Below are 20,682 nucleotides of genomic sequence, written 5' to 3'. Positions count from 1 at the left end.
GAAAGGTTGGAAACATGACCGCTCACCAGAAGAACTTCATCGCCGGCGAATGGGTCGACGGAACAAGCATCACGCGGGACATCAACCCCTCCAACACGGCCGACGTGGTCGGTGAATACGCCAAGGCCGACAAGGCACAGACCGAAAAGGCGATCGCCGCGGCGAAGGCCGCCTTCCCGGCCTGGGCACGCGCGACGCCGCAGGAGCGCTTTGACGCGCTGACCAAAATCTCCGTCGAAATCCTCGCCCGCAAGGAAGAGCTCGGCCGCCTGCTGGCGCGCGAGGAAGGCAAGACGCTGCCGGAAGGCATCGGCGAGGTGGCGCGCGCCGGGCAGATCTTTGCGTTCTTCGCCGGCGAGGCGCTGCGGCTGATGGGCGAGAAAGGCGCGTCGGTGCGCCCCGGTCTCGATGTCGAGATCACCCGCGAGCCGGTCGGCGTCATTGGCATGATCACACCGTGGAATTTCCCGATCGCGATCCCGGCCTGGAAGATCGCCCCCGCGCTCTGCTACGGCAACACGGTGGTGTTCAAGCCGGCCGAACTGGTGCCGGGCTCCGCGCATGCGCTGTCCGAGATCATCGCGCGCTCCGGCATTCCGGCCGGCGTGTTCAACCTCGTGGTCGGCTCGGGCTCGGTGGTCGGCCAGACCCTGCTCGATCATCCCGACGTCGCCGCGATCTCCTTCACCGGCTCGGTGCAGACCGGCCGCAAGATCGCGCAGGCCTGCGTGCTCTCCAATCCGATGAAGAAATTCCAGCTTGAGATGGGCGGCAAGAACCCGCTGGTCGTGCTCGACGACGCCGACGTCAAGGTCGCGGTCGAGGTCGCGGTCAACGGCGCCTATTTCTCGACCGGCCAGCGCTGCACGGCGTCTTCGCGCCTGATCGTCACCGCTGGGATTCACGATCGCTTCGTCGCCGCGATGACCGAGCGGATGAAGGGGCTTTCGGTGGACGACGCGCTGAAGAGCGGCGTGCATGTCGGCCCCGTAGTCGACCAGAGCCAGCTCGACCAGGACCTCCGCTACATCAAGATCGGCCAGGACGAAGGCGCCCGCCTGCACTGGGGCGGCGAGCTGTTGAACCGCGAGACGCCCGGCTTCTATCTGCAGCCGGCGCTGTTCACCGAGGCGAACAACCGGATGCGGATCGCCCGCGAGGAGATCTTCGGCCCGGTCGCCTGCGTGATCCGCGCCAGGGATTACGAGGAGGCGCTGGCGATCTCCAACGACACCGAGTTCGGCCTCGCCTCGGGCATCTGCACGTCAAGCCTGAAATACGCCTCGCATTACAAGCGCAACAGCGAGAGCGGCATGGTGATGGTCAATCTGCCGACCGCCGGCGTCGACTATCACGTGCCGTTCGGCGGCCGCAAAGGCTCGAGCTACGGCGCGCGCGAACAGGGCGCCTATGCCCGCGAGTTCTACACCACGGTGAAGACGGCCTACACGTTCCCGGGCTGAGACTCGCAGGGTGGATTAGCGTCAGCGTAATCCACCATCGGCACCGCACATCAAACATGGCGGGTTACGCCTTCGGCTAACCCGCCCTACAAACTTCCGGAGCCCGCATGGACCAGTCGATCGGCACGCAGGAGCAGCCCCGCTACATCAAGCTCAACGCGCGCGACAATGTTGCGATCGTCGTGAATGATTTCGGCCTGCCTGCCGGCTCGCGCTTCGCCTCGGGCCTGACGCTGCGCGCCTTCGTGCCGCAGGGCCACAAGACCGCGCTGGAAGACATCGCCGAGGGCGCGCCGATCATCCGCTACGGCGAGGTGATCGGCCATGCGCTGTCGCCAATCCTGGCCGGCGAATGGGTCGACGAAGCGCGCATCCGCATGCCCGACGCGCCGCCGCTCGATCAGCTCGAGATCGCAACCGCGGTGCCGCCGGCGCTGCCGCCGCTCGAAGGTTTTACCTTCGAAGGCTATCGCAATCCCGACGGCTCGGTCGGCACCAAGAACATCCTCGGCATCTCCTCTTCGGTGCAATGCGTCAAGGGCACGATGGAATACGCGGTGAAGCGCATCCGCGCCGAGCTCTTGCCGAAATATCCCAATGTCGACGACGTCGTGCCGCTGACCCATGCCTATGGCTGCGGCGTGGCCATTGCCGCGCCCGACGCCGTGGTGCCGATCCGTACCCTGCAAAACCTCGCGCTCAATCCGAATTTCGGTGGCGAGATCCTCGTCGTGGGGCTCGGCTGCGAGAAGCTCGCGCCGGAACGGCTGGTGCCCGAAGGCGTCAGCGACGCCATCGTGCGGATGCAGGACGAAGCCTTTGACGGCTTCGGCGCCATCGTCGAGGCCATCATGACCCAGGCCGAGGCGCGCCTGAAGGTGCTCAACGCCCGCACGCGCGAGACCTGCCCGGCCGCCGATCTCGTGATCGGCCTGCAATGCGGCGGCAGCGATGCGTTCTCCGGCGTCACCGCCAACCCTGCGGTCGGCTTCGCCGCCGATCTCCTGGTTCGCGCCGGCGCGACCGTGATGTTCTCGGAAGTGACCGAGGTGCGCGACGCGATCCAGCTGCTGACCCGCCGCGCCGTCAACGAGGATGTCGGCCGCGCGTTGATCCGAGAGATGGCCTGGTACGACGCCTATCTCGCCCGGGGCGGTGCCGACCGCAGCGCCAACACCACGCCGGGCAACAAGAAGGGCGGGCTCGCCAACATCGTCGAGAAATCCCTCGGCTCGATCGTCAAGTCCGGCTCCGGCCCCATCGCTGGCGTGCTGTCGCCGGGCGAGAAGGCGCGGCAGAAGGGCATGCTGTTCGCCGCGACACCGGCGAGCGACTTCATCTGCGGCACATTGCAGCTCGCCTCCGGCATGACCTTGCAGGTGTTCACGACAGGCCGTGGCACGCCCTATGGCCTTGCGGCAGCGCCTGTCATCAAGGTCGCGACCCGCAGCGAGCTGGCGCGGCGCTGGAAGGACCTGATCGATTTCGACGCCGGCTGCATCGCGACCGGCGAGAAGACGATCGAGGAGACCGGCTGGGACCTGTTCCGCCTGATCCTCGACGTCGCGAGCGGCCGGACCAAGCCATGGTCGGACCGCTGGGGCATTCATAACGATCTCACGCTGTTCAACCCGGCGCCGGTGACCTAGCAACAGCGCAGGCCAACCTACGCACCGAAAGTCCGCCGCGACGAGGTCAGCGGCGGACTTTTATTCTCATGATCTTGATCGGTATCAATCGTCGTCGTGATGGATGACGGTCTTGCTGCGGTTGCCGAACTCGTCCTGCTTCTTGATGACCGTGGTCCGGTCACTGCGCGGCTCACGCTCCTTGATCACCGTGGTGCGGTCACGATCCCGATCGCGGTCGCGATATTCATGCGACTCGCCGACCGTAACGCCGGCGCCGACGGGGCCGGCACGAACGCCGATTTCATCGGCGAATGCAGGCGATGCGATCGCGGTCACCATGGCCGCCGCAAACAGATACTTTCTCATGACGTCTCACCTCCTCGAGTGGCGATGTGGAGGCGGAACGTCGGGTGCGACAAACCGTTCCTATGTCGTCCCTGCTGCAGACGCTCTCGCGATGCGGAACATCGCGTCGGGAACCTCGCTGAACAGACATTCATCTGTGTGGCGAAATGCTCATGTTCCACGCGTTGAATAGCCTGATTTGATGGCCCACGTCCCCATCAACAGGAGGACGTTCCATGAAACAATCGCAGCACTTCCTCGACAATGCGGAGAACTGCGCGCAGCTTGCCGAGCGCGCCGACGACGAGCCGACCTACAACCGGTTCAAGCGCATGGAGGCGGCCTGGCGCGCGCTGGCCAAGGAGCAGGATTGGCTCGACGGCGAAACCTCGCCGTCGGAGACCGCAGCCGCAGCTCCGTCGGAAACCGCAGCCCGAATTTGAGCCAGCCCAGGTCTGAAAATCGAAGGTCTGGAAGTAGCCCGCGCGCGACAAATGAACCGTCGCCGCGGGCCGCTTCTTATTCGGCGCTACGCTGCCGCTGCCAGCGCAGCAGATAGGCCTGCAGCCGCCAGATGATCGCCGACAGCACGACACCGACCAGCATCAGCACCACGACCGCGACCATCATGCCCGAGGCCTCGCCGCGCGCCTCGGACTCGATGATGAGCCGGCCGATGCCACGCTCGGCGCCGATGAACTCGCCGACGATCACGCCGATCAGCGCGAACGAGATCGCCGGCGTCAGCGAGGCGAACACCCATGCCATGGTCGAGGGGATCACCACGGTGCGGGTGATCTGCCACTCGCTGGCGCCGAGCAGCCGCGCCGCGTTGGTAAAACCCTCGTCGATCGAGCGCGCGCCCTCGAAGGTGTTGAAGAACACCAGGAACACGACGACGATCCAGGAGGTGACGATCTTCGACATGTCGCCGATCCCGAACGCCAGCACGATGATCGGCGCCAGCGCGATCCGCGGGATCGAATTCACCGCGGTGATGAACGGCTGGAAGATCGCGCTGAGCCGATCGGATCGCCCGAGGATCAGCCCGGCGACGAAGCCGCTGACCACGCCGGTGACGAAGCCGAAGAAGGTGTTCTTCAGCGTGATCGCCGTCGCGGCCCAGAGATTGTTCTCGTTGCGCGCCAGGCACTTTGCGAACTCGCCGTTAAACCAGCCGTTGAAGACGCCGAGCTTCGATTTCAGGCAGCTCTGGACCAGGAAATTGTCGAAGATCATCGACGGCTTCGAGATGAAGTAGGGATCGAGCAGGTCAGGCACCAGCCACGGCAGCCTGGTGCGAAGATCGTAGCCCCATTGCCACACCGACAGCACGATCGCGCAGATCAGGACCTGCCAACCGATCGTACTGAGCATGCTGTATCGTCTCATGCGCTGCGGCCCTTGACGAATTCCTCGCCGAGCGAGTGCCAGATGTGCTGGAACAGTTCGGCATAACGCGGGGTCTCGCGCACCTTCACCGCATCGCGCGGGCGCGCGAAGTCGACTTCGAACATGTCCTTGATGCGGCCCGGCCGCGCCGAGAACAGGATGATGCGGTCGGCCAATGTCAACGCCTCGCCGAGATCGTGGGTCACGAACAGCACGGTCTGCTGCTCGCGCTCCCAGATCCGAAGCAGCACCTCGTGCATGTCGATCTTGGTGTGGGTGTCGAGCGCGCCGAACGGCTCGTCCATCAGCAGGATCTGCGGCTCGACGATCAGCGTCCGCATCAGCGCCGCGCGCTGGCGCATGCCGCCTGATAGCGCCGACGGATAGGCGTTCTCAAACCCCTTCAGTCCTGCCTGCGCGACGCATTGTGCGATGCGCTCTTTCCGTTCCTGAGCCGGCACGCCGGATAGCTCAAGCCCGTAGCCGATATTGTCGGCGACGGTCCGCCAGGGAAACAGCGTGTCGCGCTGGAACACATAGCCGACATCTGGCGTCGCCTTGCCGGGGACGACGCGCTTGCCGTCGATCAGGATCTCGCCGCCGGTGGGACGGATCAGCGAGGCGATCATGTTGAGCACCGTGCTCTTGCCGGAGCCCGACGGGCCGAGCAGCGCGACGAACTCGCCGCGGCGCACGTCGAAGCTGACGTCACGAACGGCCTCGATTGTAGCCTTCGCGAGCTGGAACGACTTGCTCAGGCCCTTGACCTCGACGCGGCGGTCGGCCGAGGCGCGCGGCGACAAGGTTGCGCTCGTCTCGAGCGCGCTCAACCCGGATAGGCCTTTCGCGCCGTGTCGATGAGAGTGGAGTTGACCACATCAGCGATCTTGAGCGGCTTGATGCCGGTCATCTCGCGGAACCAGACCTTCTCGCCGCGCGCGAAGCTCGCCGCGTCGACAATACCCTCATAGTCCGCGACCTTCTGGATCGCTGATATCTCCAGCAGATTGGCGTCGCGCGAGGTGCTGCCGACATAGGGCTCGATGGCGTCGTAGACCTCCGCCGCCTTGTGCGTCTTGATCCACTGCGAGGCGCGCCACAGCGCGCTGACGTAGGCCTGCATCTTGGCGGGGTCCTTGTCGATGGTCGCCTGCAACGTGAAATGCCCGGTCACCGGCACCTTGCCGCCGATATGCTTGTTCCAGATCGCCTCGTCGGTGCCGTCGAACAGCAATTCGCCCCAGCCCTGCTGCTGCGCCTCGTTCAGCAGCGACAGCGAGCTGACGAGGATATCGACCTGCTTCGACTTCAGCGAGCCAAGCATGGTGTCGACATTGCCCGTGCCGATCCAGGTCACCTTGTCGTCGAGCCCCATGGTTTCCATGTAGTAGGACGCCCAGACATGGTTGGTGCCGCCGAGCGAGGAGACCGAGACGATCGGCTTGCGGCCGTCGGGCCGTTTCCAATGCGTGAAGGCCTCCAGCGAGTTGATGCCCTGATCCTTCAGGTCCTTGCGCAGGATGAACATCACCGAGTTCGACCGTGTGTCGACCGGCAGCAGCACGCGCGCGGCGCGGCCGTGATTGGTCAGCTGCATCGGATGGGTGACGTCGCCGATCCCGATGTCGCCCTGCGACGAGGCGATGATCTCGCGGGTCTTCACGCCGCTGCCGCCCTGCACCAGCTTGCAGTCGAGCCCGGCCTCCTTGAAGTAGCCGATGCGGTCAGCAACGAACTGCGTCTGATAGACCGGCACCGCGACCGGATAGATCGCGCGCCCGGTGGCCGCCTGCGCCCATGCGCGCCCGGTCGCCAGCGCCGCGCCACCCGCGGCGATCACCGTCAGGGCCGATCGCCTCGAAAGGTGGGGCATGGTGAGGCGCGGCATCACGCGTGCTCCTTCGCCGTAATCTGGTCGAGCGCGCCGAGCACCGCATCGCCCATCTGGGCGGTCGACAGCTTCCTTGCACCGGCTTCGGCGATATCGGCGGTGCGTGCGCCAGAGGCGAGCGCGGTCTGCACCGCCCGCTCCAGCAGGTCGGCATCCTCAGGCCGGTTCAGCGTCAGGCGCAGCAGCATCGCGACGCTGAGGATCGAGCCGAGCGGATTGGCGATGCCCTTGCCCGCGATATCGGGCGCGCTACCATGCACCGGCTCGTAGAGCGCCTTGCGTCGGCCGAAGCGATCCACTGGACCGAGCGAGGCCGACGGCAGCATGCCGAGCGAGCCCGACGCCATCGCCGCGCAGTCGGACAGGATGTCGCCGAAGATGTTGCCCGTCACCATGACGTCGAACTGCCGCGGCTCGCGCACGATCTGCATCGCGGCGTTGTCGACATAGAGATGGGTCAGCTCGACGTCGGAGAACTCCTCCTTGTGCAGCCTGATCACCTCCTCGCGCCAGACCACGCTGGTCTCCAGCACATTGGCCTTGTCGACCGAGCAGACCTTGTTGCGCCGGGTTCGCGCCAGCTCGAACGCCGAGCGCGCCACGCGGCGGATCTGGTTGGTCGTGTACTGCTCGGTGTTGAAGCCGCGGCGCTGGCCGTCCGGCAAGGTCTCGATGCCGCGCGGCTCGCCGAAATAGATGCCGCTGGTCAATTCGCGAATGATGACGAAGTCGACGCCGTCGAGCACCTCGGGCTTGAGCGGCGCGGACGCCGACAACGCCGGGCTCGCCACGATGGGCCTCAAGTTCGCGTAGAGATCGTATTTGCTGCGCAGCCCGAGCAGGCTGCCAGCCTTGCGCGCCGCCGCCGGCACTTCGGTGGTCTCCGGTCCGCCGGTCGCGCCCCACAGGATGGCGTCGGCCTCGTCCATCGCCTCCGCGGTGTCCTCGGGCAGCACCTTGCCGGTCGCCAGATACGGGATCAGGCCGTATTGCGCCTCGCGCAAGGTCATCGGCACGTTACGTTTGGCTGCGAACCACTCGAGCACGCGGCGCGACTGCGCGGTGACCTCGGGACCGATGCCCTCGCCGCCGACGACGGCGACCTTGACCATGTTGGATTGCGTGCTCATGCAGATGTCCTTGAAACGGGTGTCTTTGAAAGAGGTGTCCTCTGAAAATGAATCCAGGGCCGCGCTGTGCGGTCGGCAGCCTGGAAGGCGTGGATCTCGTCGTCGCGCTGCAACGTCAGCGCCACCTCGTCGAGCCCCTTCAACAGCCCTTCGCGCCGCCGCGGGTCGATCTCGAACGAATGCCGTGCACCTGACGGCGAGACGATGGTCTGAGCCTCGAGGTCGATCGAGACCTTGCCGGCGCCCTGCGTCGCCTCGATGTCGGCGGCGAGCTGATCGACCACCGCCTTGTCGACGACGACGGGCAGGATTCCATTCTGGAAGCAGTTGGCGAAAAAGATGTCGCCGAAGCCGGAGCCGATGATGGCGCGGATGCCGCGCTCCTGCAGCGACCACACCGCGCCCTCGCGCGACGAGCCGCAGCCGAAATTCGGCCCCGTGACCAGGATCTCCGCCTCCCGATACGGCTCGCGGTTGAGAATGAAATCCGGATTCTCCGAGCCGTCGGGCAGATAGCGCAGCGAACCGAACGCCCATTTGCCGAGCGTGCCGCGGACCCCGTTGCCGACCAGGCGCTCGATCCGGATGATCACGTCGGTATCGATATTGGCGCGCATGATCGGCGCAGCGGTCGCGGTGAGCTTGTCGAACGGTTTTGGCATCGTCTAGCGTCCCATCATCCTGACATCGGCGATCGCGCCGGCAATGGCCGAGGCCGCCGCGCTCGCGGGGCTCGCCAGATGCGTCCGCGCGCGCGGCCCTTGGCGGCCGACGAAGTTGCGGTTCGAGGTCGAGACCGAGCGCTGCCCGGGCGCCACCACCTCGCCATTGGCGGCAAGGCACATCGAGCAGCCGGGCTCGCGCCATTCGAAGCCGGCATCGATGAAGATCTTGTCGAGCCCTTCGGCGACCGCCTCGCGCTTGACGTTTTCCGAGCCCGGCACCACCCAGGCGCGGACCCCGGCCGCGACCTTGCGGCCACGCGCGACCTCGGCCGCGGCGCGCAGATCACTGAGCCGGCTGTTGGTGCAGGAGCCGATGAACACCCAGTCGACCGGCGTGCCGGCAATCGGCGCGCCGCCCTGCAGGCCCATATACTCGAGCGCGGTCTCGATCGCGGCGCGCCGCGCCGGATCGTCGACCGTCTTCGGATCGGGAATGACGCCATCGACGCCGACGACATGCTCGGGGCTGATACCCCAGGTCACCTGCGGGATGATCTTTTCGACATCGATCACGACTTCGCGGTCGAACACCGCATCGGGATCGCTCGGCAATTCGCGCCATGCCTTGACTGCGAGATCCCACATCTCGCCCTGCGGCGCGTAGGGGCGGCCGCGCAGGAATTCGAACGTTGTCTCGTCGGGCGCCACCATGCCCATCTTGGCGCCGAGCTCGATCGAGAGGTTGCAGATCGTCAGCCGGCCCTCGATCGGCAGCGCGCGGATCGCGCTGCCGGCATATTCGACGGCATAGCCGGTGCCGCCGGCCGCGCCGACATGCCCGATCAGCGCAAGGATCATGTCCTTGGCGGTGACGCCGAGCGGCAGCTCGCCCTCGAAGCGCGCGCGCAGCGTCTTCGGACGCTTCTGGATCAGCGCCTGCGTCGCCAGCACATGGGTGAGCTCGCTCGACCCGATGCCGAAGGCGAGCGCGCCGAGGCCGCCATGGGTGCAGGTGTGGCTGTCGCCGCAGACGATCGTCGCGCCCGGCAGGCTCAAGCCGAGTTCCGGCCCGATGACGTGGACGATGCCCTGGCCGGGCTGGTCGACATCGAACAGCGTGATGCCGCTCGCCGCCGTCTCGGCCCGCAGCGCGGCCAGCAATTCCATGCCGATCTTGCTGGTTCCGGCGCGGCCGGGCGCCGTCGAGAGCGCGTGATCCGGCGTCGCAAACGTCAGTTCGGGATTGTGAACCTTGAGGCCACGGCTCTTGAGATCGAGCAGGCCGCGCGAGCCGCCGAGATCGTGCAGCAAATGGCGGTCGATATGCAGGAGGTCAGTGTCCTCGCTCAGGCGGGCAATGACATGCTGGTCCCAGATCTTCTCGAGCAAACTTCGTCCGGGCATCCGCCTTCCCCCGCTCGCTGCGTTTCCATGCGGCTTGATCTTATTGACGCCAATCTGTGCCAAAGTTGTCGTCAAGTGAAGCCGTTTCGGCCTAACATCACATATGTGATGGAGGCGCGGTCATTGACCCGCCGCGGAGACAGCCATGCCGAACGCGAATAAGACGGCCATCGTCAAATCGGCGATGCGGACGTTTGCGGTTCTGGAGTTCTTTCGGGAAACAAAGCGGGCTGCTTCCGTGACTGAAATAGCTTCCGCGCTGGAGATGCCCCAATCGAGCACGTCCGTGTTGCTTCGCAGTCTCGTTGAATTGAGCTACCTTGAATACGACCGACAGACCCGGCGTTTCATCCCCAGCTACCGGGTCAATCTGCTTGGTGATTGGATCCGCCGTTCTCCGTTCCGTGATCGAAAGCTCACCGATCTGATGGAGGAACTCTGGACCGCGACGGGCGGCGAGACCGTCATGCTTGGGCAACAGGCCGGCGCCGCCGGGATGCGATACCTACACGTTGTCCCCGGCGGCTCTCAGCTTCAGTTCATTGCAAATGCCGGTCAAATACGACCGATGGTTCGCACCGCGCTCGGACACGTGCTGCTGAGCCAAATGCCGAACACCAAAATTCGCGGCATTATCCGTCGCAACAACGCTGAGGAGCCGAGTCAGTCGGCGCGCGTTCGCGAAGCGCCCTTTCTCGAAGAGGTCGAGCGCATCCGCCGCCGTGGCTTTTCCGAGTCGAGCGGCCGCACGACGCCGGGCGCAAACACAATCGGCATGCTTGTTCCCCTGCCAAAGCGACGCGCGCCGCTCGCGATTGGCATCGGCGGACCAATCGAACGAATCGCGGCAAAGCGCGAGCACATCATTGAAGTCATGCAGAGCCGGCTGAAAGAACTGGCAAATGTAGCGCCGTAGCCCGGATGGAGCGAAGCGCAATCCGGGGGCAGTCCCTCCGCGGAGAGATCGGCCCCGGATTTCGCTTCGCTCCATTCGGGCTACGAATGCTGGGCTTTGCGTCGAAATCCCTACGACGCCAGCGCTTCCTCCGGCATCACGGCCGGCAGATGCTGGCTCTCGGCCACCGCGCGGTTGGTGATGCGGCCGCGATGGACGTTGAGGCCGGCGCGCAGATGCGGATCCTCGACCAGCGCCCGCAGCCCCTTCGAGGCCAGCGCCAGGCCGAACGGCAAGGTGGCGTGGTTGAGCGCGTGGCTCGAGGTGACAGGCACCGCGCCCGGCATATTGGCGACGCAATAATGCACGATGTCGTCGACCAGATAGGTCGGCGCCTGGTGCGTGGTCGCCTTCGAGGTCTCGAAGCAGCCGCCCTGATCGATCGCGACGTCGACCAGCACCGCACGGCGTTTCATGCCTGCAAGCTGTGCGCGCGACACCAGCTTTGGCGCGCTGGCACCGGGCATCAGCACCGCGCCGATCACAACGTCAGCCGCGAAAACTTCCTGCTCGATCGCTTCCAGCGTGGCGTAACGGGTGCGGACGCGCCCGAGGAAGAGGTCGTCGAGCGCGCGGAGCCGCGGCAATGAGCGGTCAAGGATGGTGACGTCGCTGCCGAGCCCGGCCGCCATCCGCGCCGCATGGGTGCCGACCACGCCGCCACCGATGATTGCAACGCGCGCCGGCGGAACGCCCGGCACGCCGCCGAGCAGCTTGCCCATGCCATCGGCGGATTTGCGCAGCGCGGCGCCCGCGGCCTCGATCGCCAGCCGGCCTGCGACTTCGCTCATCGGCGCGAGCAACGGCAGCCCGCCATGCGCGTCGGTCACGGTCTCATAGGCGACCGCCGTGCAGCCGGAGGCGATCAGCCCCGCGGTCTGCGGCACGTCGGGCGCGAGATGCAGATAAGTGAACAGGATCTGCCCCTCGCGCAGCCTGATCCATTCGGACGGCTGCGGCTCCTTCACCTTCACGATCATCTCGGCGACCGAGAACACCTCTTCGGCGGTGTCGGCAATCCGTGCGCCGGCCTGGGTGTAGACGTCATCGCCGGCACCGATGCCGTCGCCGGCGCCGCGCTGGACCACGACCTCGTGGCCGTGCGCCACATATTCCCGCACCGAGGCAGGCGTCAGCCCAACCCGATATTCCTCGACCTTGATTTCCTTGGGCACGCCGATGCGCATGGTCCGCTCCTTGAAGGATTCGTTTCCGTTAACCGCAAGGCTATTCCTCGTTACATGGCGTTTCTCAGCGAATTCCGGCTTGTGCACATACAGATACGCTCATATCCTTCGTTTCCGGCTCACCGCTCGAAGGAAAACTGCGTGGACGGTCTCGATCGTATCGATCTCAGAATCCTTGCCGAGCTGGTCGCCGACGCTCGCGCCAGCCAGATCGAGCTTGCCGAGAAGGTCGGGCTGTCGCCGACCGCCTGCGCGCGGCGCATCCGCCATCTCGAGGAGATCGGTGTGATCCGCGGCTACCGCGTCGACCTTGAGCCGACCGCGCTTGGCCTCGTGACAACCGTCGTCGTCACCATCACGCTGGAGAAGCAGAGCGAGGACTATCTCGCAGCCTTCGAGGCCGCGATCGCACGCTGCCCCGATGTCGTATCCTGCCATCTGATGTCGGGCAGCGACGATTATCATCTGCAGGTCATTGCCCGCGACATCGCCGACTTCGAGCGCATCCACAAGCAGCATCTGTCGCGGATGCCGGGCGTCGCCCGCATCCATTCCAGCTTCGCGATGCGCGAGGTGGTCCGTCGCACCATTCCCGAAACCGCGCTGCGCGGCTGATCGCCGAGGGCGGCTCCGATTCACCTCTCGCTTGGGAGAGGTGAACGGAGCCCGCGGACAATCCTGCTCATTGCGCCCTCGCGCGCGGCCACATCCGCGCCAGCGTCTCGTCCTTCTTGACGACGACATGCCAGAGCGTCGCCGCGATATGCAGCGCGACCACGGCATAAACGAAGTAGGCAAGCAGGCCATGCGCCAGCTCGCCCGCCTCCGCGACCGCCTTGTTGTCGGCGAACAGGCGCGGCCAGCTGAAGGTCCAGAAATAGCGCAGCGAGTAGCCGCCGGCTGACGAGAACATGTATCCGGTCACCGGCATCACGAACAGGATGGCGTAGAGCGCCCAGTGATTGAGCCTTGCGGCGATCCTGACCAGCGGCGAGAATGAGCCCGGCTCCGGCGGCGCAGTGGTCACGGCGCGCACCATCAGCCGCAGGATCGCCAGGAAGAACAGGGTGACGCCGAGCGACTTGTGCACCTCGAGCAGCTCGCGCCGCGGCGACGTCCCCGCCGGCTGCAGCCCGCAATAAAGCCCGATCAGCATCGCCGCGATGAACAGCACCGCCGTCGCCCAATGTATCCGGCGCAACAGTGGATCGTAGCTGGCCGTCATGTCCGTCGTCACAAGGCGCCTTCGCTTGAAGCCAGCCCGTGCGGGTTCGGCCCGAAAAAAGGAAGCCGTTCAATAGATGATCGCGCGACGCCTGCCTACCGGCGCGGGCGTCGCCTTCGATCACGATCGCGAAGGCTGGAGGCCTGCGCTCCCTCCTCGTCCTTCCGGGATGCGTGCGCAGCACGCAGGCCCGGAATCCATTGGGCCGCATCGTCGCGGCAAAATGGATTCCGGGCTCGCGCCCCGCGCGCCCCGGAATGACGAACGGAGGGTCCGGCGCAGCCACGCGCTCACTGTCACAAACCGCGCCCGCTGTCACAAACGCTGTCACAATCGGAGCCGCCCGGCCCCGCTTTCACACGCATTTTTTAGTCGTGATTCGCCACCTTCTATGACAGAATTGCTACAATTCAATATCAGTTCGGTTACACGCGGAGCGGTGAATGAGCATGGAGTGGCGGGCGCGGCCGGTTTCGCTGGCTTGGTCGAATCCAGTGGTCCGGTGGTGGGGCTTCCTGAGCCTCGTCAGCGCCGCCAACATCGCGATCTGGTTCGCGCTGTACCGACAGTTCCAAGAGCAGTCGAACGGCAGCCTCAGCAATACGTCCGGCATCGGCCTGATGCTGCTGCTCTGCGCGGCCTACGTGTTCGGCTGCGCCTTCCGCTCGGTGCTGCCGCGCGCCGACGTGCAGCGCATCTGCCTGTTCGACACCTGGCTGTCGAGCGTCGTGGTCGGCCGCACCGTCGCGACCGTCGCCGAGGTCTGCTTCGCCGCGCAATGGGCGATCATCCTGCATCAGCTCGGCACCATGACCGGCGCCGAGACCACCATCAATATCGCCTGGATCATCGTGCCGCTGATCGTGATTGCGGAATGCTTCTCCTGGTATGCGGTGCTGACCACCCATTATCTCTGCAACGCGATCGAGAACTCGATCTGGGCCGTGGTGTTCTTCCTGGTCGGGATCGCGCTGTGCCGCCTGCTGCCCGAGTTTCAGGGACCGGTGCGCTGGGCCTTCATCGTCGCGATCGTCGGCATCGCCGCCTTCCTCGCCTTCCTGATGACCGTCGACGTCCCGATGTATCTGAACCGCTGGCGCGCCAATCTCGCCGCCGGCGGCACGCTGCTGCATCCACTCGATGGCCTGCGCGACGTCAGCCGGCGCTGGGTCGTGACCCACGACATCGCCGAGTGGCGCGAGGAGATCGCCTGGATGTCGCTGTACTTCAGCATGGCGGTCTGGTCGAGCCTCGCGCTCTGCGTCGGCTACTCGCTCGAGGATCAGCTGCCGCGCTACCGCACCGAGCCGGCGATCGTCGCGACGACGCCGGCGATCGAAAGCCCGGCACCGGCGATCGTCAGCACGACGCCGGCGGCGCAGCACACCGCAACGATCGACGCGGCGGCGCCGTCGCGGAATTGAGCGGCGGCCGCGCGGCTTGCGGCTGTCAGCGCTTTCGGAGTAAAGGCTGGATCATCCCCGCTCATCCATCAGCGCGTTCCATGCCCCGCATCACCATCATCGAAACCGGGCTCGTCAGTCCGCAATTCCGCGAGCGCCATGGCAGCTATCCGCAGATGTTCCAGCGGATGGTGGCCGCAGCCGATCCGTCGGTCGCCTGCGACGTCGTGAGCGTCGCCAACGTTGAGACACTTCCGGATCCGGCCACATTGGATGCGATCCTGATCACGGGATCGGCGGCCGGTGTCTATGACGATGTCGCCTGGATCGCGCCGCTCGAAGCCTTCGTGCGCGCCGCCCATGACAAGCGCATTCCGATGGTCGGCGTCTGCTTCGGCCATCAGCTGATCGCACAGGCGCTCGGCGGCACCGTGCGCAAATCCGAGAAAGGCTGGGGCATCGGCCGCCATGTCTATCGGATAGCGCCGGACAACGGGCTGATCGACGGCGAGACGATCGCGGCGGCCGCCTCGCATCAGGACCAGGTGATCACCCCGCCCGCCTCCGCACGCACCATCATGGCGTCCGCGTTCACCCCGCATGCCGGGCTGCTCTATGCCAACGGCACCACACTGTCGGTGCAGCCGCATCCGGAATTCACCGTCGACTACGCCGACGCGCTGTGCGACCTGCGCCGCGGCCTCGCGCCTGATACCGTGGTCGAGACGGCCAAGGCATCGCTCGCCGCACCGCTCGACCACGCGACGCTTGGCGGCGTTGTCACACGCTTCCTCACCGGCCATACGCCCGCGTAAGGCAGCGCCTCAGGTCATGCTGCCCGGCATGAAGCAGCGCACGCGCGGGTGGCCGTCGATATAGTGCTTCCACACCATGGTTCGGCCGATCTTGTTCGGCTCGGTGATAAGGGCCTCATCGGGCACAACAACCCATTCACTGTCGATGAGCACGCGATAGTGGCCGTGATCCGACTCCCAATCGGGATCCGCGACCACATATCCGTCGGCATCCGAGCAGCACTGCCCGTATCCGCTGTGCAGGCTTTCAAACCAGGGCTTCAGAGGTGAATTGGCGTAGCGGCCGTCGTCGCGAGCTAGGGTCGGCGATGTCAACCACATCGCCCCCAGCAGCAGTGCCGCACGCGTGATGGCGTGCATGGTGTCGTCTCCGTAAGTGTCGATCCAGCTGCGGGCGCGCATCGCTCGACCGTTCGCCCGCGGCATTGGCGTCACAGGCGAAAGCACGACGAATCGGCGCCCCAGCACCTGACGTTTGGCCATGCAAGAGCAACGCCAGACTGCATTCCGGGAGACTACGGGCGACGAAAGTATGGGGTGTGCGGACCATCGCGTGCCACGCGCGGCAAGTCGCCATCTCAAGCGCGCGTGATCGCCTTCGGCGCAACTCGATCAGCGGATCGCCGCAGCGACCTCGGGGACCAGCGGTGGTGCGCTTCGCGACGCCGCCTGCAGCGCGCATTCGACGAACCGGCGCGGCAGCAGCGAGGCGTTCGAGCGCATCGCCACCAGCATGCGGCTCTCCGCATCCGGCGTGTCCAGCGCTTTCGCGACAACGTTCATGACGCCGGCCTGCTGGTAACAGGACGGCAGAATCGAAAGCCCGATTCCGGCGGCGACGAGGCTGAGCACCGTGCGCAGTTCGTGCGCCTCCTGCGCGATGCGCGGCGCAAAGCCGGCGCGCCGGCACAGCATCGCGGCCTGGTCGCCGACGCCGCAGCCGCTCTCGGCCATGCCGACGAATTCGTGCTCGGCGAGGTCCGCAACGCTGAGCTTGCCGGGCGCGGCGGCGAGCGGATGATCGATCGGCAGGAACACCATCAGCCGGTCGCGCCAGACGACGTGAACCTGCAGATCGGCCGCGGGCCGGAAATCCAGCGGAGGCCGCATGATCGCGACGTCGAGCTCTGCGTCGGCGAGTGCCTGCAGCTGCTTTGCCGTCGACATGTGCCTGAGTTCGATCTTCACCCGCGGATAGCTGCTGCGGAAGCCGCGGAACAGTTCGGCGAACATATCGAGCATCGGAACCGAGTCGGTGAAGCCGACACGGACCGCGCCGGCTTCACCGCGCGCTGCGCGGCGCACGGTCTCCGATGCGAGGTCGAGCTCGCTGACGGCCCGCCGTGCGTGCTCCAGCAGCAATTGGCCGGCCTGGGTGAGTTCGACCGCGCGCCGTGTCCGCGACAACAGCTGGGTGCCGAGCTCCTCCTCCATCGCCTTGATCTGTGTGCTCAGCGGCGGCTGGCTGACATGCAGCCGCTTGGCGGCGCGGCTGAAGCTGAGTTCTTCGGCCACCGCGATGAAGTAGCGAAGCTGCCTGTAATCCATCGCTTATTCCGTTTCCCTATAAGTGACGGGTCAAAGCAGTATTTGACCTCCCAGGTCCGTTTGCCGATCTTGGCGTCGAAACGCGGATGCTCCAAGGGGCAACACGCGCAGCCGGTCAGCCATGCGAAATCGCCGCGAATAACAGGCGCTCCGCCCGGTTCGGATCACAGGCGCGATAACAAGAAAGCAAGGGAGGATTCCAATGGGCCAAGCGTCCATCAGCGAGCTCGAACAGCAAACCATCCGCCGGGTCTATTGGCGGCTGATTCCGATCCTCTTCGTCATGATGTTCTTCAACTATCTCGACCGCATCAATCTCGGCTACGCCGGGCTGACGATGAACAAGGACCTCGGCCTCAGCCCCGCCATCTTCGGCTTTGCGGCGAGCATCTTCTTCCTCGGCTACATGGTGCTCGAGGTGCCGAGCAATTTGATGCTGCACTGGCTCGGCGCCCGGATCTGGCTCGCGCGCATCCTGATCACCTGGGGCCTCGTCGCCACGCTCACCGCCTTTGTCTGGAATCCGCTCAGCCTCTATGTGATGCGGTTCGGCCTCGGGGTCGCGGAGGCCGGCTTCATGCCCGGCGTGGTGCTGTATCTGACCTATTGGTTCCCCGCACGCTATCGCGCCCGCGCGGTGGCCGGCTACATCATCGCCGGCTCGTTCTCAGCGGTGTTGGGCGGGCCGATCTCGACCAGCATCATGACCTTCCTCGACGGCGCCGCCGGCCTGCATGGCTGGCAATGGATGTTCATCGCCGAGGGCGTGCCGACCATTCTGCTCGGCCTCTTCACGCTCTATTATCTGACCGACCGTCCCGCCAAAGCGAACTGGCTCACCAAAGAGCAGGCCGCCTGGCTGGAGGGCGAGTTCGCCGCCGAGCGGGCCGAGATCGAACAACAGGGGCAGCACAGGTTGATCGAATGCGTGCTCGATATCAGGGTCTGGCTGCTGGGTGTGCTGTTCGGCTGCGCGCTGGTCGGCATCTATGGCCTGCTGTTGTGGCTGCCGCAGATCATCAAGGGCATGGGCAATCTCAGCAACATCGAGGTCGGCTTCCTGTCGGCGATCCCGCCGCTGCTCGGCGTCGTCGGCACCATCGTGGTCAGCCGCAGCTCGGACAAGACAGGCGATCGCAAGTTTCATCTTGCGGCCGTCTATCTGCTCGCCGCCGTCGCGATGCTCGGCAGCGCCTATGTCGCGAGCCCGGTGCTGGCCTTCGTGTTCCTCTGCATCGTCGGCTTCAGCCTGAACGCCGGCAATCCGCTGTTCTGGAGCATCAACGCCTCGCTGCTGACCGGCGCGGCCGGCGCCGCCGCGATCGCCATGGTCAACACGCTGGCGCAGTTCGGCGGGCTGATCGGCCCGTGGTGCATCGGCCTGATCAAGGACTCGACCGGAAGCTTCTCCTGGGCGCTGGTCGGCATCGCCGGCTTCCTGTTCGTCGCGGCCGCCATCGCCGCCACCATGCGCGTCAAACCGCGCGAGACCGAATTGACGGGCGCGATCCCGTCATCCGTCGCCCACTGACAACTCTGCCAAGGAAGCAACCATGATCATCGACTGTCACGGCCATTACACCACCGAGCCGGCCAAGCTGCAGATCTTCCGCGACAAGCAGCTCGCCGGCCTCGCCGACAGATCGCGCCGGCCGCTCACCACCAATCTCGGCATCACCGACGACGAGATCCGCACGAGCGTCGAGGGCGCGCAGCTCCGCCTGCAGAAAGAGCGTGGCACCGACGTCACCATCTTCTCGCCGCGCGCCGCCGGCATGGCGCACCATGTCGGCAAGGAGGCGACCAGCCGTGAATGGACCACAATCTGCAACGACCTCGTGCACCGGGTCTGCACGCTATTTCCGCAGAACTTCGTACCCGTGTGCCAGCTGCCGCAGAGCCCGGGCGTCAAGCCCGCCAACTGCATCGAGGAGCTCGAGCGCTGCGTGACGCAGCTCGGCTTCGTCGGCTGCAACCTCAATCCCGATCCCGCCGGCGGCTATTGGTGCGACCCGCCGCTGACCGACGAATGGTGGTATCCGCTCTATGAGAAGATGGTCGAGCTCGACGTGCCGGCGATGGTCCATGTCTCTTCGTCCTGCAATCCCTGCTTCCACGGCACCGGCGCGCATTACCTCAACGGCGACACCACCGCCTTCATGCAGTTCCTGACCTCGGATCTGTTCAAGCGCTTCCCGACCCTGCGGTTCATCATCCCGCATGGCGGCGGCGCGGTGCCCTATCACTGGGGCCGCTACCGGGGCCTCGCACAGGACATGAAGCTGCCGCCGCTGTCGGAGCATCTGTTGAAGAACGTGTTCTTCGACACCTGCGTCTATCATCTCCCCGGCATCGAGCTGTTGACCAGGGTGATCCCGGTCGAGAACATCCTGTTTGCGTCGGAGATGGTCGGCGCGGTCCGCGGCATCGATCCTGAAACGGGTCATCACTTCGACGACACCCGCCGCTATATCGATGCGCTGCCCCTGAGCGCGGAAGACAAGGCCAAGATCTTCGAAGGCAATGCCCGCCGCGTCTATCCCCGCCTCAACGCCCATCTCGACCGCCGCGCGCATTGAACGACCGCGCCGACAACACCCCGGAGAACACCGATGGCCATAGGATTTGCAATTCACAAGGCGAAGCGGAAAGTCTCGCCCGACCTCGTCGCGCGCTACCGCACGCTGCCGGTCGCCAATATCAGCGATGTGATGTCGCGGATGGCGGGCACCAACCGGCTGCGGCCGATGCATGCGGGCGGCTGGCTCGGCGGCCCGGCGCTGACCGTGAAGACCCGGCCCGGCGACAATCTGATGGTGCACAAGGCGATCGACCTGGCCCAGCCGGGCGACGTCATCGTGGTCGACGCCGGCGGCGTCCTGGTCAACGCCATCATCGGCGAGATCATGTCGACGCTCGCCGAGAAGAAGGGCGTCGCGGGCTTCGTGATCGACGGCTCGATCCGCGATGCCGGCGCGATCCGCGCCGGATTGTTCCCGGTGTTCGCCGCCGGCGTCGCCCATCGCGGCCCCTACAAGGACGGCCCGGGCGAGATCAATTGCGCCATCTCGGTCGACGGCATGATCGTCGAGCCCGGCGATCTCGTCGTGGCCGACGATGACGGCGTGCTCTGCGTGCCGCATGACGACGCGGAAGCCGTCTGCAAGCTGACCGAGGCCAAGAAGGCGAGCGAAGAAAAGGCCATCCAGCAGATCCTCGCCGGCACCAGCGACCGCCGCTGGGTTGACGAGGCCCTGCACCGCCTCGGCTGCGAGTTCAAGGACTAGCTAGAACAAGATGACTTTGCTCCGAAGCGAGCAACGGATCCCGCTTCACCTCGCCCCGCGTGCGGGGAGAGGTCGGAACGCATCGTTGGATGCGTTCCGGGTGAGGGGGAGTCTCCGCAAACACAGCTATCGCCGAATACGCGGAGACTGAACCTCCTCCGAATGAGTGGACACCTGTAGTAGGCTCATTGAGCGCGGAGGTGTCGAATGGAACGTCAACGTCGGTCGTTTACCGAGGAGTACAAGCGGCAAGCCGTTGAGCTGGTGGTGTCGAGCGGCCGCTCGATTACGTCGGTTGGCAAGGAACTTGGTCTGCGAGACTCGGTGCTGCGGCGCTGGGT

General features: G+C 65.6%; 22 protein-coding genes. 11 read left to right on the top strand and 11 right to left on the bottom strand.

Features of this window, described 5'->3' with window-relative positions:
• The first annotated feature begins 14 nt into the window (after positions 1–14).
• Together AC066Y_RS24090 and garD are read left to right on the top strand one after the other, a co-directional pair.
• The gene (locus AC066Y_RS24090; protein WP_478276040.1) at positions 15–1,463 is read left to right on the top strand and encodes an aldehyde dehydrogenase family protein; all 1,449 of its coding nucleotides are present in this window, start codon (positions 15–17) and stop codon (positions 1,461–1,463) included.
• Positions 1,464–1,570: 107 nt separating this feature from the next.
• Positions 1,571–3,112: a galactarate dehydratase gene (garD, locus tag AC066Y_RS24085; protein WP_478276039.1), complete on the top strand. Its 1,542-nt coding sequence runs from the start codon at positions 1,571–1,573 to the stop codon at positions 3,110–3,112.
• 84 nt (positions 3,113–3,196) lie between these two features.
• On the opposite strand, the gene AC066Y_RS24080 is transcribed toward garD, so the two are convergent.
• The gene (locus AC066Y_RS24080; RefSeq protein WP_092124442.1) at positions 3,197–3,460 is read right to left on the bottom strand and encodes a hypothetical protein; all 264 of its coding nucleotides are present in this window, start codon (positions 3,458–3,460) and stop codon (positions 3,197–3,199) included.
• Between the two features lie 215 nt (positions 3,461–3,675).
• Here AC066Y_RS24080 and AC066Y_RS24075 point away from each other — a divergent pair, with 215 nt between their 5' ends.
• Positions 3,676–3,882 (top strand): hypothetical protein, encoded by a 207-nt coding sequence (locus tag AC066Y_RS24075; RefSeq protein WP_478276038.1) that lies wholly within the window; start codon positions 3,676–3,678, stop codon positions 3,880–3,882.
• Between the two features lie 76 nt (positions 3,883–3,958).
• On the opposite strand, the gene AC066Y_RS24070 is transcribed toward AC066Y_RS24075, so the two are convergent.
• From AC066Y_RS24070 to leuC, 6 genes are read right to left on the bottom strand one after another with little or no spacing between them, the layout of a single operon-like run.
• A complete protein-coding gene (locus tag AC066Y_RS24070) occupies positions 3,959–4,831 on the bottom strand; it encodes an ABC transporter permease (RefSeq protein ID WP_478276037.1) in 873 nt (290 codons plus the stop codon).
• Complete coding sequence (locus tag AC066Y_RS24065) at positions 4,828–5,661, bottom strand: ABC transporter ATP-binding protein (protein ID WP_478276036.1); 834 nt, start codon at positions 5,659–5,661, stop codon at positions 4,828–4,830. The genes AC066Y_RS24070 and AC066Y_RS24065 overlap by 4 nt, the downstream gene beginning before the upstream one ends.
• Positions 5,658–6,719 (bottom strand): ABC transporter substrate-binding protein, encoded by a 1,062-nt coding sequence (locus AC066Y_RS24060; RefSeq protein ID WP_478276035.1) that lies wholly within the window; start codon positions 6,717–6,719, stop codon positions 5,658–5,660. Before AC066Y_RS24060 ends, AC066Y_RS24065 begins: the two co-directional genes overlap by 4 nt.
• Positions 6,719–7,852 carry a 3-isopropylmalate dehydrogenase gene (leuB, locus tag AC066Y_RS24055; RefSeq protein WP_478276034.1) on the bottom strand — a complete coding sequence of 378 codons (1,134 nt, stop codon included), beginning with the start codon at positions 7,850–7,852 and terminating at the stop codon, positions 6,719–6,721. Before leuB ends, AC066Y_RS24060 begins: the two co-directional genes overlap by 1 nt.
• Complete coding sequence (gene leuD, locus AC066Y_RS24050) at positions 7,849–8,514, bottom strand: 3-isopropylmalate dehydratase small subunit (RefSeq protein WP_478276033.1); 666 nt, start codon at positions 8,512–8,514, stop codon at positions 7,849–7,851. The genes leuB and leuD overlap by 4 nt, the downstream gene beginning before the upstream one ends.
• A 3-nt stretch (positions 8,515–8,517) precedes the next feature.
• Complete coding sequence (leuC, locus tag AC066Y_RS24045) at positions 8,518–9,921, bottom strand: 3-isopropylmalate dehydratase large subunit (RefSeq protein ID WP_478276032.1); 1,404 nt, start codon at positions 9,919–9,921, stop codon at positions 8,518–8,520.
• A 145-nt stretch (positions 9,922–10,066) separates the two neighbouring features.
• Between leuC and AC066Y_RS24040 the strand changes: the two genes are divergently transcribed.
• Entirely contained in the window at positions 10,067–10,837 is a 771-nt protein-coding gene (locus tag AC066Y_RS24040) for an IclR family transcriptional regulator (protein WP_478276031.1), read from the top strand.
• 110 nt (positions 10,838–10,947) lie between these two features.
• On the opposite strand, the gene ald is transcribed toward AC066Y_RS24040, so the two are convergent.
• Positions 10,948–12,063 (bottom strand): alanine dehydrogenase, encoded by a 1,116-nt coding sequence (gene ald, locus AC066Y_RS24035; RefSeq protein ID WP_478276030.1) that lies wholly within the window; start codon positions 12,061–12,063, stop codon positions 10,948–10,950.
• Positions 12,064–12,204: 141 nt separating this feature from the next.
• Here ald and AC066Y_RS24030 point away from each other — a divergent pair, with 141 nt between their 5' ends.
• A complete protein-coding gene (locus tag AC066Y_RS24030; protein WP_171948063.1) occupies positions 12,205–12,678 on the top strand; it encodes an Lrp/AsnC family transcriptional regulator in 474 nt (157 codons plus the stop codon).
• A 67-nt stretch (positions 12,679–12,745) separates the two neighbouring features.
• Here AC066Y_RS24030 and AC066Y_RS24025 read toward each other — a convergent pair whose 3' ends face one another.
• On the bottom strand, positions 12,746–13,288 hold the full coding sequence (locus tag AC066Y_RS24025; RefSeq protein WP_456659442.1) for a cytochrome b: 543 nt from the start codon (positions 13,286–13,288) through the stop codon (positions 12,746–12,748).
• Positions 13,289–13,737: 449 nt separating this feature from the next.
• Between AC066Y_RS24025 and AC066Y_RS24020 the strand changes: the two genes are divergently transcribed.
• Positions 13,738–14,712, top strand: a complete 975-nt coding sequence (locus tag AC066Y_RS24020; protein ID WP_478276149.1) for a hypothetical protein — start codon at positions 13,738–13,740, stop codon at positions 14,710–14,712.
• Positions 14,713–14,792: 80 nt separating this feature from the next.
• A complete protein-coding gene (locus AC066Y_RS24015; RefSeq protein WP_478276029.1) occupies positions 14,793–15,506 on the top strand; it encodes a type 1 glutamine amidotransferase in 714 nt (237 codons plus the stop codon).
• Between the two features lie 9 nt (positions 15,507–15,515).
• Here the strand turns inward: AC066Y_RS24015 and AC066Y_RS24010 are convergent, their stop codons facing one another.
• Positions 15,516–15,866 carry a hypothetical protein gene (locus tag AC066Y_RS24010; RefSeq protein WP_456758379.1) on the bottom strand — a complete coding sequence of 117 codons (351 nt, stop codon included), beginning with the start codon at positions 15,864–15,866 and terminating at the stop codon, positions 15,516–15,518.
• A 252-nt stretch (positions 15,867–16,118) separates the two neighbouring features.
• The gene (locus tag AC066Y_RS24005; RefSeq protein ID WP_092124432.1) at positions 16,119–17,054 is read right to left on the bottom strand and encodes a LysR substrate-binding domain-containing protein; all 936 of its coding nucleotides are present in this window, start codon (positions 17,052–17,054) and stop codon (positions 16,119–16,121) included.
• Between the two features lie 202 nt (positions 17,055–17,256).
• Between AC066Y_RS24005 and AC066Y_RS24000 the strand changes: the two genes are divergently transcribed.
• The 4 genes from AC066Y_RS24000 to AC066Y_RS23985 all read left to right on the top strand — a co-directional run.
• Positions 17,257–18,585, top strand: coding sequence for an MFS transporter (locus tag AC066Y_RS24000; RefSeq protein WP_478276028.1), 1,329 nt, complete (start codon positions 17,257–17,259; stop codon positions 18,583–18,585).
• Between the two features lie 22 nt (positions 18,586–18,607).
• Positions 18,608–19,633 carry an amidohydrolase family protein gene (locus tag AC066Y_RS23995; protein ID WP_478276027.1) on the top strand — a complete coding sequence of 342 codons (1,026 nt, stop codon included), beginning with the start codon at positions 18,608–18,610 and terminating at the stop codon, positions 19,631–19,633.
• A 33-nt stretch (positions 19,634–19,666) separates the two neighbouring features.
• Complete coding sequence (locus tag AC066Y_RS23990; protein ID WP_478276026.1) at positions 19,667–20,341, top strand: RraA family protein; 675 nt, start codon at positions 19,667–19,669, stop codon at positions 20,339–20,341.
• A gap of 207 nt (positions 20,342–20,548) precedes the next feature.
• The coding region (locus AC066Y_RS23985) for a transposase (RefSeq protein WP_478276148.1) at positions 20,549–20,682 on the top strand (134 nt) is incomplete at its 3' end.

Source organism: Bradyrhizobium sp. USDA3010 (genome assembly GCF_056429065.1).
This window is presented reverse-complemented; position numbering and strand designations above follow the sequence as displayed.